Source organism: Candidatus Poriferisocius sp. (assembly GCF_965204015.1).
Classification (GTDB): Bacteria; Actinomycetota; Acidimicrobiia; order Acidimicrobiales; family Bin134; genus Poriferisocius.
Map to the genome: position 1 here is coordinate 108,779 of NZ_OZ241965.1, position 18,133 is coordinate 126,911.

10 protein-coding genes are annotated in these 18,133 nt (G+C 61.3%); 4 read left to right on the forward strand and 6 right to left on the reverse strand.

Going from position 1 to position 18,133, the window contains the following annotated elements; genetic code table 11:
• Positions 1–18: 18 nt before the first annotated feature.
• A complete protein-coding gene (ftsE, locus tag ACOGJC_RS00495) occupies positions 19–696 on the reverse strand; it encodes a cell division ATP-binding protein FtsE (RefSeq protein WP_419846550.1) in 678 nt (225 codons plus the stop codon).
• Between the two features lie 224 nt (positions 697–920).
• Between ftsE and ACOGJC_RS00500 the strand changes: the two genes are divergently transcribed.
• Positions 921–2,081 carry an ATP-binding protein gene (locus ACOGJC_RS00500; protein ID WP_419846551.1) on the forward strand — a complete coding sequence of 387 codons (1,161 nt, stop codon included), beginning with the start codon at positions 921–923 and terminating at the stop codon, positions 2,079–2,081.
• A gap of 23 nt (positions 2,082–2,104) precedes the next feature.
• Here ACOGJC_RS00500 and ACOGJC_RS00505 read toward each other — a convergent pair whose 3' ends face one another.
• The 4 genes from ACOGJC_RS00505 to ACOGJC_RS00520 all read right to left on the reverse strand — a co-directional run bounded on the left by ACOGJC_RS00505 (position 2,105) and on the right by ACOGJC_RS00520 (position 12,064).
• Complete coding sequence (locus tag ACOGJC_RS00505) at positions 2,105–6,631, reverse strand: hypothetical protein (protein WP_419846552.1); 4,527 nt, start codon at positions 6,629–6,631, stop codon at positions 2,105–2,107.
• A gap of 104 nt (positions 6,632–6,735) precedes the next feature.
• Positions 6,736–11,271 (reverse strand): hypothetical protein, encoded by a 4,536-nt coding sequence (locus ACOGJC_RS00510; protein ID WP_419846553.1) that lies wholly within the window; start codon positions 11,269–11,271, stop codon positions 6,736–6,738.
• Between the two features lie 127 nt (positions 11,272–11,398).
• Entirely contained in the window at positions 11,399–11,800 is a 402-nt protein-coding gene (locus ACOGJC_RS00515; RefSeq protein ID WP_419846554.1) for a type II toxin-antitoxin system VapC family toxin, read from the reverse strand.
• A complete protein-coding gene (locus tag ACOGJC_RS00520; protein ID WP_419846555.1) occupies positions 11,801–12,064 on the reverse strand; it encodes a type II toxin-antitoxin system Phd/YefM family antitoxin in 264 nt (87 codons plus the stop codon).
• 201 nt (positions 12,065–12,265) lie between these two features.
• Here ACOGJC_RS00520 and ACOGJC_RS00525 point away from each other — a divergent pair, with 201 nt between their 5' ends.
• From ACOGJC_RS00525 to ACOGJC_RS00535, 3 genes are all read left to right on the forward strand, one after another.
• Positions 12,266–12,610, forward strand: a complete 345-nt coding sequence (locus ACOGJC_RS00525; protein ID WP_419846556.1) for a nucleotidyltransferase family protein — start codon at positions 12,266–12,268, stop codon at positions 12,608–12,610.
• Positions 12,607–12,948: a DUF86 domain-containing protein gene (locus ACOGJC_RS00530; protein ID WP_419846557.1), complete on the forward strand. Its 342-nt coding sequence runs from the start codon at positions 12,607–12,609 to the stop codon at positions 12,946–12,948. The genes ACOGJC_RS00525 and ACOGJC_RS00530 overlap by 4 nt, the downstream gene beginning before the upstream one ends.
• Positions 12,949–13,139: 191 nt before the next feature.
• Positions 13,140–13,412, forward strand: a complete 273-nt coding sequence (locus ACOGJC_RS00535) for a hypothetical protein (protein WP_419846558.1) — start codon at positions 13,140–13,142, stop codon at positions 13,410–13,412.
• 85 nt (positions 13,413–13,497) lie between these two features.
• Here the strand turns inward: ACOGJC_RS00535 and ACOGJC_RS00540 are convergent, their stop codons facing one another.
• On the reverse strand, positions 13,498–18,078 hold the full coding sequence (locus ACOGJC_RS00540) for a hypothetical protein (protein WP_419846559.1): 4,581 nt from the start codon (positions 18,076–18,078) through the stop codon (positions 13,498–13,500).
• Positions 18,079–18,133: the final 55 nt, after the last annotated feature.

The following is an 18,133-nucleotide window of genomic DNA, read 5'->3' on the forward strand; positions in this document are numbered from 1 at the left end:
ATCACTCTTGCCCATCGGCTATTCGTACACGCCCCGGGACTGGTCCCGGACAATCTGGCCCCGGTCGAGCTCCACAACCCGGCGGCGCATCTTGTCGACAATGCTCCGGTCGTGGGTGGCCATGACCACCGTGGTTCCGGTGCGGTTGATGCGGTCGAGCAGCGTCATGATGCCCAACGAGGTATTGGGGTCGAGGTTCCCGGTGGGCTCGTCGGCCAGCAAGATCAGAGGCCGGTTCACGAAGGCCCGGGCGATGGACACCCGCTGCTGCTCCCCGCCCGACAGCTCGTCGGGATAGTTGTGCATCTTCTTGGACAGCCCCACCAGTTCCAAAATGGCCGGCACCTTCGACTTGATCACGCTGCGGGGACGGCCGATCACCTCCAGGGCGAACGCCACGTTCTGGACCACGGTCTTGTTGGGCAAAAGCTTGAAGTCTTGGAAGACGCAGCCGATGTTGCGCCGCAAAAAGGGCACCTTCCAGCTCGGCAGCTCGCCGATGTCGCGGCCAGCCACGAAGACCCGGCCCCGGTCGGGCTTCTCCTCTTTGTTCAGGAGGCGCATGAAGGTGGACTTGCCCGACCCCGACGGACCCACCAAGAAGACGAACTCCCCCCGCTGGACCTCGCAGGTGGCGTTTTGAAGGGCGAGCACCTCGCCCTTGTACACCTTGGTGACATTCTCCATTCTGATCATGCGATGTGAACTCCGAACTACCCCCCGGCAGACAGCCCGCAGTAGCAAGCTGTAAAGCTCGACCCACGCTATCACCAGCGCCCGGCCCCGACGACGCACCCAAGGGAGGATCACCTTCCCCTGGGAGCGTCATCTGGTTTGGTCGCCTCATCGCTGCTGGGTGCGAGGACAGTTTCTGCCAAATCCTACGTGCTATATCTGTTTTTCAAGGATAAACTGTGCCGATGTCATTGGTGGACCGGCCAGCCGACGCCCAGAGCCTGAGAGAGGCGGTTTCCCGCGCTCCAGTGACGCTGCTCACGGGACCTCGTCAAGCAGGAAAATCCACCTTGGCCCGCCAGAACATCTCCTCTTCCCGATCAGCCTTCTTCGACCTCGAAGACCACCGCGACCTCGCTCGCCTCGCAGAACCGACCCTTGCGCTACGGGATACCGGAGAAACAGTGGTGATCGACGAGGCCCAGCGGCTCCCGGAGCTCTTTCCAACTCTCCGAGTCCTCGTCGATGAGAGCCGCCGCCCAGGCCGGTTCGTCGTTCTCGGCAGTGCGTCGCCAGACATCGTGGGACTCGCCTCTGAGTCGCTGGCCGGTCGGGTCACGTTCGTTGAGTTGGGAGGCTTTCGGCTGTCTGATGTCGGTGCCGACGCACTCGATGGACTTTGGCTGCGCGGCGGCCTGCCCGAGTCGTTTCTCGCCGAAACCGACGAGGCATCGAACCGCTGGCGCGACGACTACATATCCACCTTCCTCGAGCGCGACCTGGGCAATCTCGGCTTCCGGTTTCCGGCCACGACGATGAGGCGTTTCTGGACGATGCTGGCCCACTACCACGGGCAGACCTGGAACGGAGCCCGGATCGCCCGCTCGATCGATGTATCGGAGCCCACTGTCAGGAGATACGTCGACGCGCTCACCGATGCTCTGGTCGTGCGCCAGCTTCCGCCTTGGTTCGCCAACATTTCGAAGCGCCAGGTCAAGTCACCCCGGGTCTACATACGGGATTCAGGGCTACTGCACCGTTTGCTGGGCATCAACAGCATGCTCGAACTAGAGCGTTCCCCGATGCTCGGCGCCAGTTGGGAGGGCATGGTCGTCGAGCAGATCCTCGCCAGATTTGCCAACGCCAATCCGTCCTATTGGTCGACCCACGGTGGCGCCGAACTCGATCTCCGCCTGGAGACAGACGGGCGAGTATTGGGTTTTGAGATCAAGCGCACCTCCCAGCCAGCCGTGTCCAAATCCATGCACAGCGCTCTCGCCGACCTACATCTAGACCACCTATACCTCATTCACGCCGGCCCCCACCGCTTCCCCCTCACTGACCAAATCACAGCGATCAGCGCCACCGACCTCCTCACCCACGAAGATCCCCTGAGCATCGTCTGAACCTGGCCGTCTGCTCGTGCTGGTCAGAAGGGCGGTGTGTTTTCTCGCCCCTTCCACCACTCGGGGATGTTGCGGTGGGCGGTGAATTCGGCAATTCCGACGGGAATCCTGAAGTGGTCGGTGATCCTGGCGTAAATCGTCAAGGAATAGTCTTCGCCTTCCACGAGTTCTCCCCGGGATTCAGAAAACACGATCCGTGGTTCCGTGGTCACACAGAGATCATTGACACCTGGGGAAGGGCAACGATTCTCAGGGGAATAGATTTCATACCCTCGGGCATTGGGGACAGGATCCCAGCTCAACTCGTACTCGATGGGAAACTCTCCTGTGGTGCCCTGCGGGTAGAACTCTAGGGAAGCAGGAATAGCGCGTACTCCTATGTCGTATTCATCCCCTAATATGGTGAACTCGACTCTGCTGCCTGGAGCACCGCCAACATTGGTGAGTCCTCGGACTGTCACAAAATATGAGCCCGGCAACAACTCCTTCGGCAGCGGAAACGTTCTTGTGGACGAGGACACTTCATGTCGTTCGACTAATTCCCACATCGAACCGTTGTCTCGTTGAATCCTGATTTCGTAGCCGTCTATTGGTACGGGGTCTTCAAGTTGAATTGGCTCTTGCCAGACTACGGCAGCTGTACCATCTTCAACTTCTACGATTCCGGTATTCCTCACACCGGGCAGTTCCGGTACGAGTACGCACGCAGGATGGACTTCACCTGTAGGCCATCCAAGGTTGCGTCTCGCGAAACAGGAATAGACTCTGGAAAAAGCCGGAATGTCTGATGTCACACCTAAAGTGCGGCTCGACCCTTCTGCGGCGACCCCACGAGTAGGCCCAATTTTTGCCCCGTAGAAATGGGGAACTCCGAGGTTGTGGTCCAGTTCGTGGCCCGCAACACCGAGGACCCACGCAAGTTCGCGCCCCGAAGGTGCTTGCGGAGCTTCGCTGCGCGGATGAGGGTGGAAGATCCAGCTCAACGGGCCACCTAGCATGCCCAGGCCAGCGGGGGCATCGTCGTGGTTGGCACCTGAGGTTCCATACACGTAGAACTGATGGGCAAGACCGCCCTCGCCAGGCCCCTCGTAGACCTGCTCCACGCAAGACTCCCCTGCGTCGATCACCGGCTGATACTCATATGGTTCTTCGAGCACGCGACCTGCTTCGAATTGAACACTTAGCAGTCCAGATGACTGCCAGTCATAGAAGGGTGCGATTTGTTCGTTCAGAGCGTCGACATGGTCGCCTATGAAGTCGGCAGGGATGTACGGGCGTAGTTCAGGGGTCGTACACACATGGAATTTGACCCGGAGCAGCCCCCGCGGCTCATCCCACCAAGAATCTTTACCTACGTCGGCACTGAAATAGTGACCATCACTGGTGCTTGGAGCAGAGAACGGATCCGTCTGGCCAAAGCGACCTTCTCCCCAGCAGACGACGGCTCCGTCGGACCCGATGGCACAGTTGTGATAGTCGCCGGCGGCAATAGAGGTGAATCGGCCTGCTGGCGCGTCGGTCTGGCCGGAGTTGTTGTTGCCCCAGCAGGCGATGCCCCCATCTGTCTTGATGGCACACGAGTGGACTACGCCAGCGGCGATGGCGTAGTACCGCCCTGAGGGAGCGTCTAACTGGCCATACTGATTGCGGCCCCAGCAGGTAATGGTTTGATCAGTATTGATGGCACAGAAATGGGCGTCGCCTCCAACGATCGCGGTGTAGCGGCCCGCGGGTACATCCGCCGTGCTGAAGTGGCTGCCCTCCGAGCAGGCGATGGTTTGATCAGTATTGATGGCACACCAGTGAAGGGTGCTGAAGTCGATAGCAGTGAAACGACCACTAGGAATATTGGCTTGACTCCCCGGGCTGTTTCCCCAGCAGGCGATTGACTGATCGGTTCTGACCCCGCATGTGTTGCTTCTACTGGTAGTGACGGCGGTATATCGGCCCGCAGGCGCTCCTGCCTGTATATAGGGATTGTCACCCCAGCAAACGATGTTCGAGATATCGGAATCGAGCACGAGTGCGCCAATTTTTGTCTTGGCGACGATTGCGCACGAATGGTCTCGGCTGGCAGCAATGGAGGTGTACCGACCTGGGGGAGCGTCTGACTGGCCGTAATCGTTAAGGCCCCAGCAGGCGATGGTCTGATCAGGCTTGATGGCACACGAATGATCACTGCCGGCTGCGATAGTTGTATGTGTGGTGATTGCCGACTGGGTCGCTCTATCCCTCAAGACCCAGTTGTTGTCGCCCCAGCAGGCGATGGTCTGGTCGGTTCTGATGGCGCACGAATACCAGCGGTCGGCTGACACGGCGGTGTATTGGCCGGCGGGGGCGTCTGTCTGGCCGCCGCTGTTGATCCCCCAGCAGGCGATGCTCTCGTCGGCTTTGATGGCACACGAGTGGCCGTGAGCGGCGGCAATGGCCGTGTATTGGCCGGCGGGGGCGTTTGTCTGGGCCCCGCTGTTGAGGCCCCAACAGGCGATGGTCTGGTTGGTTCGGATTGCGCAGGAGTGCCATTCGCCGGCGGCGGTGGCGGTGTAGCGGCCCGCAGGTACTTGGGCGTGGGTGCTCGTGATGCCGCCCCAGCACGCAATGGTCTGGTCGACTCTGATGGCACACGCGTGCCTTGAGCCGGCGGTAATAGCGGTAAATTGGCCCGCCGGCACATCTGCACTAACTCCGAAGGTGCCGCCCCAGCAGGCGATGGTCTGGTCGATTCTGATGGCGCACGAATGCCCCGCGCCGCCGGCAGCGATCGCGGTGAATTGGCCTGCGGGAGGAACTGACCGGAGGGCGGTGCGCTCGTCTCGGTTGTATCCCCAGCAGGCGATGGTCTGGTCGTCTTTGATGGCGCACGAATGGACGCCGCCGGTCGCGATGGCGGTGTATCGGCCTGAGGGGGCGTCTGACTGGCCGTAGTCGTTGCGGCCCCAACACATGACGGCTTCGTCGGTGTTGATGGCGCACGCGTGGTAGCGGCCGGTTGCGATGGCGGTGTAGTGGCCCGAAGGCGGGAGTTCCTCTGAGCTCGGCCTTGCTTGCGACTGCCCGTAGCGGTTGTCTCCCCAACAGGCCATGGTCCGGTCGATTCTGATGGCGCACGAGTGGGTCTGGCCGGCGGCGACGGCGGTGTACTGGCCGGCGGGTGGGTCCGGCCAGCCGGAGAAATTCCTGTCCCAGCAGTTGTCACTGTCAAGTCTGATGGTGCAGATATGGCCTTCGAGCGTGCGGCCCCAGCAGGTGACAGTGTTGTCGGTTCTGATCGCGCAGGTATGGGCATCGCCTGCCGCGATCGCGGTGTACTGGCCAGCGGGCTCTCTCAGTTGGCCGTAGGAGTTGTTTCCCCAGCAGGTAATCGTCTGGTCGACTTTGATGGCACACGAATGCCCGTACGCCGTGCTGCGGCTGCTGGATCCACCGACGGCGATGGCGGTGAAACGGCCCTCGGGTGCCGCAGTGCTGTCACCCCAACAGTTGATGGGCCAGTCGGAATTGGTGGCGCACGGGTCACCCCAGCACACGATGGTTTGGTCGACGGTGATGGCACATGAGTGGGATCGCCCGGCCGAAATGGCGGTGTGTTGGCCGTCAGGCGCGTCCACCTCACTGTCGCCGGTCGCGATGTTGTAGCCCCAGCAGGCAATGGTCTGGTCGGTGCTGATGGCACATGTATGCAACTTGCCGGCCGATATTGATGTGTAGCTGCCTGTTGGCGCGACGAGTTGGCCGTAATCGTCGTCGCCCCAGCAGGCAATGGTCTGGTCGGAAGCCAGGGCGCATGTATGCCACCAGCCGGCTGAGATGTCGGTGAACACCCCTTCTGGTGCATCCAATTTGCCGCCCGCGCTGTCGCCCCAGCAGGCAATGGTCTGGTCGGTCGTGATCGCACACGAATGCTTGCTGGCTGCGGCGACCGCAACATATTCCGTAGGCGGCTCGGGGTCCGGCGTGGGATCGGGAGTCGGGTCGGGTGTGGGATCGGGCGTGGGATCGGGAGTCGGGTCGGGTGTGGGATCGGGCGTGGGGTCCGGGGTGGGATCGGGTGTGGGGTCTGGGGTCGGGTCTGGTGTGGGGTCTGGGGTCGGGTCAGGTTGGGCGGCGGCGCGCAAAGTGGCGAGGGCGGTGTCGTCGAGAACGAGGTAGCAGCCAATTGTGTCCTCGTAGCCCCAGCTCAGGCGGGCGAGCACAGTTTCGCGATCGACGGTCTTGGCGACATCAACGGGGCTCTCACCAAATTTGTGGTGCTCAAAACACTTTCTGGAGTCATCAGTCGAGGCGTCGGGTAGATCTTGAGGCGGCGGCGCAGCCCGCAACACGGTGAGGGCTCGTTCGTCAAGGGTCAGGTAGCAGCCGATAGTGTCGTGCCAATTCCAACTCGTCTGCGCCAGGACATCAGTTCCGTCGGCGGCTTTGGCCACATCTACCGGCTGAGCTCCGAACCCATGAAATTCAAAGCACCGCTCCGCCACACTCTGCTGGCCCTGACCCTGAGCCCAAACAGGATTGCCCGGTAACGCCGCCAGCCCGACCACCAGGGCAGACACTGCAAGAACCAACGCAACCCTGCCTTTCACATGCGGAAACATAAACCGGCCGCATCAGCGGGCACAACGTCGGTGCGTGTTGGCGGGCACTTCAGGGCAGACGATTAGAAGGGTGGAGAGTTGTTGGGCCCCTTCCACCATTCGGGGATGTTGCGATCAGCGGTGAATTGGGCCACGCCGATCGGGACCCTGAAGAACGGAGAGAACCTAGCGTATACGGTTATGTCATAGGTAGTTCCCTCCACGACCTGCCCAGCCCACTCGGACTCAGAAAACGAAATCCTCGGTTCACTGGTCACACAAAAGTCGTTTCTGGTCGAACCAGGACACCATTCTGGACGGGAGGTCTCGTAGCCTGTCGCGTTGGGAACAGGGTCCCAGGTCAGCTCGTATTCGATGGGGAAGTCTGACCTTGAATTGAGGGAATGCCAATCGAGGGACTGAGGGACGGCGTGTACTTCGACATCGCCGATGAATGAGAACTCAGCAGAGGAGAGCAAACTATCGCCAATATCGGAAGTCGCTTGTACGGTCGCCACGTATCGTCCCATCGGCAACTGCTGAGGCAATCGAAACTCCCTTGTGGCTACGGACACCTCATGCTGTTCGACCACCTCCATGGACGAGCCATAGTCCCTGCTAATTTCGATTTTGTAGCCGGTGATCAACACAGGGCTTCCAAAGTGCAGTGGCTTTTGCCAAACCAGAACGGCACTGCCATCGTCTGCCTTCTCGATGTTCACTCCCCTTGCTGGAGGCAGTTCGGCTACAAGTGCGCAGGCGGGGTGACCTGCACCTATCGGCCATCCGAGTTGTGTCATTGCACTACAGGAATACACTCTCGAAAAGGCTGGATTATCTGAAATCTTTCCCTCGTTGAACTTCCCCCATACGCCATCAGCAGAGCGCGTGTTTCCGATACTGCGCCCATAAAAATGACCAATTCCTATGTTGTGATCTAATTCATGGCCCGCAACAAAGAGCACCCGGTCAATGCTGAGTCCAGATGGTGCTCGCGGGGCTGCGCCGCGCGGATGGCGGTGAATAATCCAGCTAAGCGGACCTTGCAACTGGGCCCAGCCTCCAAATTTGGAATTGTTGGCGAAACTTGTTCCATAGTCGTAGAACTGGTGGGCAATTCCAGCGCTGCTAGAGCGGTCGTAATCGTAGACCTGTCCTTCGCAATATTCCTCCCTTTCAACCTCTGTATCGTATGGCATTTCGAGCACTTGGCCTGCTTCGAAATGCACATTCAGCAAGCCAGAGGATTGCCAGCTATAGAAGGGGGCGACGTGTTCGTTCAGGGCGACTACATGGTCGCGGATGAAGTCAGCAGGGATGAACGGACGCAGTTCGGGTGTCGTACACACATGGAATTTGACCCTCAGAAGACCTCGGGGCTGGTCCCACCAAGAATCGGCACTCACGTTGGCATTGAGGTAGTGGCTGTCACCAGCGTACGGAGTTGAAAACGGGTCCGCCTGGCCGAAGGTGTTGTCGCCCCAGCAGGCGACGGTCCCGTCGGTTGCGATGGCACACGCATGACTGCCGCCCGCGGCGATGGCGGTGTAAAGACCCGCCGGTACGTCTGCTTGGTCGAAGGTGTTGTCACCCCAACAAGCGATGGTCTGGTCAATGTAGATGGCACATGATTGGTTGCCGCCCGCGGCGATGGTGGTGAAGCCACCTTCCGGTGCGTCTAACTGGCCATCCCAGCTGTGACCCCAGCAGGCGATGGTCTGGTCGACCCTGACAGCGCACGAATGGCTGCTACCCGCGGCAACGGCGGTGAATCGGCCTGCGGGCGCATCTGCCTGGCCATAGCGGTTGTCACCCCAGCAGGCAATGGTCTGGTCTTCTCTGATAGCGCACGAATGTTCACCGCCCGCAGCTATTGCGGTGAATCGGTCTGGGGGCGCGGCTGTTTCGCCCAAGACATCGACTCCCCAACAGGCGATAGTCCTGTCGATCCGGATGGCGCACGAATGGCTGCTACCCGCGGCAACGGCGGTGTAGTGGCCCGCAGGCACTTCTCCCTGGTCGAAACCATTGCCCCGCCAGCAGACGATGTTGGAGTCCGACAGAATGGCACCGATCACTCGGTTGGCTCTGATGGCGCACGAACGGGTACCGCCGATTGCGATAGCGGTGAATCGGCCCGCAGGTGCGTCTGCCTGACCGGAGCTGTTGTTTCCCCAACAGGCGATGGTCCCATCTCCTTTGATAGCGCAGGTGTGGTCTCCCCCAGCGGCCACGGTTGTGGTGGTGCTTGCTGTGGATGTGGGGCGGGTTGCCTCCTCCTTTACAACCCAGCTGTTATCGCCCCAGCAGGTGATGGTCTCATCAGCTCTTATGGCGCACGAGTGCCATCGGTTGGATGACACGTCGGTGAATTGGCCGCCGGGAGCGTTTGTCTGGCCTTCAAAGTTGTCGCCCCAGCAGATGATCTCTCCGCTGGCTTTGATGGCGCACGAATGTCTCGGACCTGCGGCAATGGCGGTGTAGTGGCCCGCGGGCGCTTCAATCTGGCCGAAGGCGTCGTTGCCCCAACAGCCGATGGTCTGGTCGGACCTGATGGCGCACAAATGCCACCAGCCAGCCGACATAGCGGTGTAGCTACCCGTGTAGGCGCCTTCCTGGCCATCGCTGGCGTCGCCCCAGCAGACGACCCTTCCATTGTCCCTGATGGCGCACGAAAAGTAACGGCCCGCGGCGATAGCGGAATACTGGCCGGTGGGCGCATATGTCTGGCCGTCGTCCTCGTCGCCCCAACAGGAGATGCTCTGGTCGACCTTGATAGCGCACGAGTGCCCTTCACCGGCTGCGATGGCGGTGAATCGGCCCGTGGGAGCTTCCGCCCGACCATTGGTGTTGTCGCCCCAACAGGCAATGGACTGGTCGACTCTGATGGCACACGAGTAGTACCCGCCGCTTGCGATGCTGGTGTACCGGCCAACAGGAGCATCGGACTGGCCGTAGTCGTTGCGGCCCCAGCAGTCGACGGCCTCGTCGGTGTTGATGGCACACGAGTGGTAGCGGCCCGCGGCGACAGCGGTGTAACGGCCCGCCGGTGGCAGCTCCGTTGGGGTCGGCCTTGCCTTAGTCTGGCCGTAACGGTTGTCTCCCCAGCACTCGACGGTTTTGTCGCCCTTGATGGCACACGAGTGGTAGCGGCCCGCGGCGACGGTGGTGTACTGGCCGGAGGGTGGATCCGAGCGGCCAGAGGAATGCTGGCCCCGACAGTCGGTGGCAATGTCGGTTCTAATGGCGCACTGGTGGCCTTCGAGATTCCGACCCCAACAGGCGACATCCTGGTCGACCCTCACGGCGCAGGTATGGGCGTCGCCCGCGGAGATGGCGGTGTACTGGCCGGCAGGTGCTTGCAATTGGCCGAAGGAGTCGTTGCCCCAACAGGCAATGGTCTGGTCGACTTTGATTGCACACGCATGCCCATAGGTCGAACCGGCACCCCAGAAGCTGTCGTAGCTGCTGGAACCGCCGACGGCAATAGCCGTGTAGCGCCCCTCTGGCGCGTCAGTGTTGTCGCCCCAACATTCCCAGCGAGGACTTGGGTGAGGCCTTCCGCTGTCGGAGTTGGTGGCGCACGGGTCGCCCCAGCAGGTGATGGTCTGGTCGGCCCTGATGGCACACGAGTGGGATCGGCCAGCTGATACGGCGGTGTAGTGACCGCTTGGTGCATCCACCTCCTGGGTACCGGTTGCAATGTTGTAGCCCCAGCAGGTGATGGTCTGGTCGGTGCTGATGGCGCACGAATGCAGCTTGCCCGTCGAAATAGACGTGTAGCGGCCCGCCGGTGCGTCGAGTTGGCCGTAGTCACCGTCGCCCCAGCAGGCGATGGTCTGGTCGCTTGCCAGGGCGCATGTGTGCCACCATCCAGCCGATATGGCGGTGAACACACCTCCTGGTGCATCCAATTTGCCGCCCACGCTGTCGCCCCAGCACTCGATGACCTGGTCGGTCGTGATCGCACACGAATGCTTGCTGGCTGCGGCAACCGCAACATACTCAGTGGGCGGCTCCGGCTCGGGGGTGGGGTCCGGCGTCGGGTCGGGTGTGGGGTCGGGAGTCGGGTCTGGCGTGGGGTCGGGAGTCGGGTCTGGCGTGGGGTCGGGAGTCGGGTCTGGCGTGGGGTCGGGAGTCGGGTCAGGCGTGGGGTCGGGAGTCGGGTCAGGTTGGGCGGCGGCGCGCAAGGTGGCGAGGGCAGTGTCGTCGAGGACGAGGTAGCAGCCAATTGTGTCGTCGTACCCCCAGCTCAGGCGGGCGAGCACGGTTTGGCGATCGGCGGTCTTGGCGACATCAACTGGGCTCTCACCGAATTTGTGGTGCCCAAAACACTGTCTTGAGGAATCGGTCGGGGTGTCAGGCAGTCCTTGAGGCGGTGAAGCGGCCCGCAACACAGCCAAGGCCCGTTCGTCGAGGCTGAGGTAGCAGCCAATATCGTCGTGCCAGTTCCAACTCGTCTGCGCGAGCACGGTTTCTCCATCGGCGGTCTTGGCCACGTCTACCGGCTGAGCTCCGAACTTGTGAAACTCGAAGCACCGCTCCGCCACGCTCTGCTGACCCTGACCCAAGACTGGATTGCCCGGTATCGCCGCCAGCCCGAACACAAAGGCAGACACCGCAACAACCAAAGCGACCCTGCATTTCACAGGCCCGCACTCTAGTGAACTTCCCCGGGTTTCCCGCGGTCTGTTGGGTGTCCCTGGGCTTTGCGTAGACGTGATACCCGGGGAGGTTCAGGGCTGGTTAGAGGTCGGCTCCGGGCGACACGACCCTCAGGGCATTCAGTGTGGCCGCATCAGCCAGCCGTTTGTCATAGGTGACGATTCCCTCGAGGTCGGGACCGAGGTCTAGGGCCGAGGCGAGGTGTATTGCATCAAGTGAACGCAGGGAGGGAGGGTCTAGCGTTGCGGCCTTCTCAAAGACACGTTCCCCAATCCTGAGAAGCCGCACAGAGGCGAGTACTTCTTTGGCCACATGTACATGGGCGGGCGTCAACTTTCGGGCGGCACGGAGCAGCTCTGTTCGCGCCAGGTCACCTGATACCAGATCTAGGTGGTTCTGCTGTCGCCAGGCTTGGAACGCCTGCGTTTCCTGCTCAGCGGCCACCAGCTTCACGAGGGCCGAGGTATCGGCGTAGAACGCCATCTAGTAGCGCTCTTCCTCTCTCATCTCGGCGAGCACATCGGTCAAACTCGGACCCTCGATGGGGGCGGGCAGATCGGCGAGTTCCCTCGTCGCTGCTGTCAACAATCCTGCATCGGCCAGCTCTTGTAGGCGCGACTTGGGGATGGGCGTCATCAGGGCGACCGGACGGCCCCGGCTCGTGATCGTCACAATCTCACCAGCGGCGGCTTGGGCCACCACTGCCGACGCATTCTGTTTCAGCGCCCGAATGCCTACTTCAGTCATGTGCTTCAATGTAGCACATAGTCTTGGGCTTCCCAACCGGTATTGGGAGATGTTCAAAGAAGGCAGACTAGGCGGCCACTCGAAGAAGCCGGTCGCTAGGGATCTGTGCCAGCCCCAACACCAAAGCAGAAAATGCGAAGACCAAGGCAACCCTGTATTTCACAGTTCCGCACCCTAACCCGCCGACGAAGCTATGAGCCGGTGGCCAGAAACGCAAGGATCGACACGGCGTCGCCGCGGGTTACGATGATGGACGTGAGTCGTCGCGATGACGTATTGGTGAAGTACGGGGCTGCGATCCGTGCCGCAGCGGAGCGCAACCATGGCCGTGCCATCGCGCTGGTGGGGTCGGTGGCTCGCGGGGAAGACTCTCACGACAGCGATTATGACTTTTTGGTCGACTTCGAAAAGGGCGTCACTCTGTTTGACATCGGCGGGTTGGAAGCAGACCTCGAAGACCTGCTGGGGGCCCGAGTCGACGTTGTTCCCCGGTCATGTGTGCGGGAGAGCTGCCGCGCGATGCTCGACGACGCCATCCCGCTGTGACCCGAAGGGACGACGAGCGGATACAAGACATCCTCGAGGCTTGTGGCCGCCTCGCCGAGATAGCGGTCCGTGGACGCCCCGCATACGACGGCGACTGGGTGCTCAGAGACGCCGCGAACTACAACCTCACGGTCATCGGGGAGGCGCTCGACAGCCTCTCAGACGAGTTCGTCGCCCGTCATCCTGACCTTCCGGTGAGGCAGGCGAAGTCGCTTCGCAACAAACTTACCCACGAGTACTTTGTTGCAGACTCCGACATCTTGTGGGACACCATCACCCAAGATGTTCCCGACCTAGCAACACAGTTTGCTGCAATCCGCAACGCCGCAGGTCAATAGTCCCACATAAGGGGGTCTAAGCGGACGCTCGTCGAGGTCGCTGGCTAGGACGGCTTCTACTTTGTCGATGGAGACTCCGGTTCGGTCACCTTTGACCTGTTGGTAAGGGTGCCGCACGTGGGCGTGGCAGAAGGTTGGGCTGTGAATCCCGGTGGTGTTTCCGGGGTCGCCACGGTGTTCGGTCTTGGGTGATGTCGGCGGCTGCGTTGGCGGTTGTGGGTCCGGCCGCGGCTCAAGATGGCGGGCAGCAGAGCGTGGCAGGGCGATGCCTTGAGCACCACAAGTTTGGCCGCCAGCCTGTCGATGTCGCCAAGACCGCCGATGGTCAGTCCGTTCTTGCTCAGGTGAGCTGGAATTGGGACAACATCAACGGCTGCTACCTCACTCTCGACGAAGAGGCGGTGGTCGCCTTGCAGGCGGCCCCGCCCCTCCCGAGCTTGCCCTTCGAAAAAACCGGTCGATGATCGTGGCGGCTGGGCCGACCGTTGCAGTGGAACTCGTAGCGGCTGTAACGTCAGCGTGAGATGGTGGACGCCTTAGGGTCGGCCGTCAGAAGGGTGGTGTGTTTTGTCGCCCGGTCCACCACTCGGGGACGTTGCGATGGGCGGTGAAGTGTGCCGTGCCGACCAGGATCCTTAACGATGGAACCAGCGTTGATTCAGAGAGCCTTGCGTATATTGGCAGGAAGTAAGTTGTACCTTCCACCAGTTCTGCTCGGGATTCTGAGAACGTAATGCGTGGTTCAGTTCTCACACAGAATGCATTGGCGCTGTAAGAGCGGGACTCTCCCGAGCAACCTGATGGACCATATATCTCATAGCTTGTGGCACCAGGGACAGGATCCCAGCTCAACTCGTATTCAATGGGAATATCCATAGTCGTAGTCCAGGAATCCCATCCAGAGGATGGAGGGACTGCACGTATCTTGACATTGTATTCATCCCCAGCGATGTAGAATCCAATTGAAGTAGGCTTAGAGTCGCCAAAGTCGCCGAGTGCCTGTATCTCCGCCTCGTATCGCCCCGGAAGCAACTGCTGCGGTAACCGGAATGATCTGGGAGTCGCAGGCACCTCATGTTGCTCGATCAAGTCAAGTGTCGAACCTATATCACCTTGAAGTTCAAATCTGTGGATCTTGATTTTGTAGACATTTACGGGTAAGGAGTCGCCAAAGAAAGATGGCTCTCGCCACCATAGAAGGGCGACACCATCTCCAGCGTCTATAAAGTTGACATCCCTCACCGGTGGCAGTCCGGGGTCGAGAGCGCATACCGGATGGCCCTTGCCCACCGGCCAGCCGATGCGGCTCACCTCATAGCAGGCATATACTCTCCTAAACGCCGTATTGTCTGACATCACCCCCTCATTGAAACGCCATTGTACACCGCGGATTTCGTTGATGTGACGAAGGCCTATGTTGCGGCCCAGTTCGTTGCCCGCAACAAAGAGCACCCGTTCAAAACTGAGTCCCGATGGTGCTCTCGGATCTTCTGCGCGCCGATGGGGGTGGAAGATGGAACTCAACGGACCGCCTAACGAACCCCTCCCGGCAGATATGGATCCAGATGCGTTGGCGACGCCAGTTCCATATTCGTAGAACTGATGGGCAAGCCCACCCCCGCCAATGCCGTCGTGGACCTGCTCGACGCATGCTTTCGACGAAGGCCCCTTTACCACTTTCTCATACGGGGTTTCGAGTACTCGGCCCGCCTCGAATTGCACACTCAACAGACCAGAGGATTGCCAGCCATAAAATGGGGCGACTCGCTCGTTCAATGCAGCAACATGGGTGTCTATGAAGTTCGCAGGAATGAATGGACGCAGTTCCGCCGTTGTACACACATGGAACTTGACCCGCAGCAAGCCCCGAGGCCGAGACCACCAATCAGAAGTATCTGAGTCGGTTTCGATGTAATGGGGTACGGGGTCAGGGGGAACTGAGAACGGGTCTGCTTGGCCGTTTTGGTTGGCCCCCCAGCATGCGACGGATTGGTCGACATTGATGGCGCATGTGTGCGACTGACCAACGGCGATAGCGATGAATCGCCCCGCGGGCGCATCGGTGTGGACCGGGCTGAAGCCCCCCCAGCAGGATATGGATTGGTTGATTCTGATGGCGCACGAATGCCACTCGCCAACGGCGATGGCGGTGAATTGGCCCGCGGGAGGATCGGCGCGGCCAAGGGAGTTGTCCCCCCAGCAGGCGAGGGAATGGTCGACTCTGATGGCGCACGCATGATTGCTGCCCGCGGCAACGGCCATGTACTGACCCGCAGGCGCATCCGCCTGGCCGTGGTCAGTCAAGCCCCAGCAAGCGATGGTCCCGTCGAATTTGATGGCGCAGGTTTGCCATTTGCCGGCGGAAACAGCCGTATATTGGCCCGCGGGCTGAAGTAATTGGCCGTGGGAGTTGGCCCCCCAGCATGCGACGTGTGCCTGGTATGCCGTGATGGCACAGGAATGCCACTCGCCACTGGTGATGGCGGTGAATTGGCCCGTGGGCATTTTCATTTGGCCAGCGAAATCCTCTCCCCAGCAGAAGATGTTGGAGTCTGGTAGGAGGGTACCGATCGATCGATTACCTTTGAGGGCGCAAGAATGCCTCCCGCCGGTTGCGATGGCGGTGTAGCGGCCCGCAGGCGCATCAGCTTGTCCGGAATCGTTGTTTCCCCAGCATGCGATGGTCTGGTCGGGCTTGATGGCGCAGGTATGGTCGCCATAAGCGGCGATGGGAGCGGCGGTTGGGAGGGCCGCCCTTTCCGTTATGACCCAGCTGTTGCTCCCCCAGCATGCGATGGTTTCATCGGCTTTGATACCGCACGAATACCGCCGGTCGGAGGACACGTCGGTGTAGTGGCCCGCAGGGGCATCCGCCTGGCCGTAGTGGTTGTATCCCCAACAATCAATGGACCTGTCCGCTTTGATGGCGCAGGAGTGGTCGCCACCCGCGGCGACAGCGGTGTATTGGCTCGCAGGTGCTCTCAGTTGGCCGTGGAATTTGTTCCCCCAGCATGCGATGTTCTGGTCGGTTCTGATGGCACAAGAATGGAAACCGCCACTGGCGATGGCGGTGTATCGGCCCGCGGGCGGATCGGCCTGACCCAGGCTGTTGTCCCCCCAGCAGGCGATCGTCTCGTCGGTCCTGATACCGCAAGAATGCAAGTCGCCAGCCGCAACTGCGGTGTATTGGCCCGCGGGCGCATCGGCCGCCTGGCCGAAGCCTCCCCAGCAGGCGAGGGTTTCGTCGACTCTGATGGCGCACGAATGCGATTCCCCAGCGACTATGGCGGTGTATCGGCCTGGGGGCGGGTCCGACGGGAGAAGTGTTTGTCCGTTGAGGATGGAGCCCCAGCAGGCGATTGTCTCGTCGGTCCTGATGGCACACGAGTGGAAACCGCCACTGGCGATGTCGGTGTATTGGCCCGCCGGCGCATCGGTTTGGCCGTAGTCGTTGCGGCCCCAGCAAGAGGCGGCTTGTTCCGCCGTGATGGCGCAGGCGTGGTAGCGGCCAGCAGCAACGGCGCTGTAGCGGCCCGGGGGCGGCAATTGCGCTGGGCTTGGCGTTGCCTTTGCCTGCCCGTAGCGGTTATCTCCCCAGCAGACGACGGTCTTGTCCACTTGGATGGCGCACGAATGGGTTACTCCCGCGGTGACAGCGGTGTATTTGCCCGCAGGTGGATCGGAACGCCCAGCGGTGTTCTGTGCCCAGCAAGTGGGGGCATTGTCGGTGGCAATGGCGCACATGTGGCCGTCTTGGTTGCGGCCCCAACAGGCAACGGAGCTATCGGTGTTTATCGCGCAGGTGTGGGCGTCGCCCGCGGCGATGGCGGTGTATTGGCCGGCGGGAAACCGCAACTGGCCGTAGAAGTTGCTTCCCCAACAGGCGATGGTCTGGTCGACCCTGATGGCGCACGAATGCCCGGAGGCTGAGTGTCCGCTACTGGTTCCACCTACGGCGATGGCGGTGAAGCGGCCCGCGGGCGCGTTGGTGCTGTCGCCCAGGCAGCCGATAGTCCGATCGAGATTGGTGGCACACGGGTCGCCCCAACAAGTGATGGTTTGGTCGGCTCTGATGGCGCAAGCGTGAGATCTTCCAACCGATATAGCGGTGTAGCGGCCCGACGGGGCTACTACCTGCTGGGTGCCGTCGCCGATGTTGTAGCCCCAGCAGTCGATGGTCTGGTCGGTTCCGATGGCGCACGAATGCAGATTGCCGGCCGAAATGGCGGTGTAGCGGCCCGCCGGCGCGTTGAGTTGGCCGTAGTCGTCGTCGCCCCAGCATTGAATGGTCTGGTCCGCAGCGAGGGCGCATGTATGCCACCAGCCAGCCGAAATGGAAGTGAAGACGCCTGACGGCGCATCCAACTTCCCGCTCGCGCTGTCACCCCAGCACTCGATGGTCTGGTCGGCCTTGATGGCGCAGGAATGCTTGCTGGCCGCAGCAACCGCAACGTACTCGCCAGACGGCAATGGGTCGGGTGTCGGGTCCGGCGAGGGGTCGGGTGTCGGATCGGGCGTGGGGTCCGGCGTCGGATCGGGTGTCGGATCGGGCGTGGGGTCCGGCGTCGGATCGGGCGTCGGATCGGGCGTGGGGTCCGGCGAGGGGTCGGGTGTCGGATCGGGCGTGGGGTCCGGCGTCGGATCGGGTTGGGCGGCGGTGCGGAGAGTGGCGAGGGCAATGTCGTCGATAACGAGAAAGCAGCCAATGGTGTTGTCATAGCCCCAGCTCAGGCGGGCGAGCACGGTTTGGCGATCGGCGGTCTTGGCGACATCAACTGGGCTCTCACCGAATTTGTGGTGCTCAAAACACTGTCTTGAGGAATCGGTCGGGACCTCAGGGAGTTTTTGAGGCGGCGGAGCGGCCCGCAACACAGCCAGGGCCCGTTCGTCGAGGGTGAGGTAGCAGCCAATGTCGTCGTGCCAGTTCCAGTTCGTCTGCGCAAGCACAGTTTCGCCGTCGGCGGTCTTGGCCACATCCACCGGCTGAGCCCCGAACCCGTGAAACTCAAAGCACTGCTCCGCCACACTCTGCTGGTCCTGGCTCTGAGCCGTAACCGGGTTGCTTGGTATCGCCGCCACCCCGAATAACAGGGCAAACACCGCGACAACCGAAGCAACCCTGTATTTCACAGCCCCGCACCCTAGCCCGCCGACTAGGGCCTGGCCGGGTTACGATGATGGGGCC

Bases quoted from the DNA above. Each gene is read 5' to 3' on its own strand.
- ACOGJC_RS00535 (WP_419846558.1), top strand. From the start codon at position 13,140: ATGTCGGCGGCTGCGTTGGCGGTTGTGGGTCCGGCCGCGGCTCAAGAT.
- ftsE (WP_419846550.1), bottom strand. From the start codon at position 696: ATGATCAGAATGGAGAATGTCACCAAGGTGTACAAGGGCGAGGTGCTC.
- ACOGJC_RS00500 (WP_419846551.1), top strand. From the start codon at position 921: ATGTCATTGGTGGACCGGCCAGCCGACGCCCAGAGCCTGAGAGAGGCG.
- ACOGJC_RS00520 (WP_419846555.1), bottom strand. From the start codon at position 12,064: ATGACTGAAGTAGGCATTCGGGCGCTGAAACAGAATGCGTCGGCAGTG.
- ACOGJC_RS00515 (WP_419846554.1), bottom strand. From the start codon at position 11,800: ATGGCGTTCTACGCCGATACCTCGGCCCTCGTGAAGCTGGTGGCCGCT.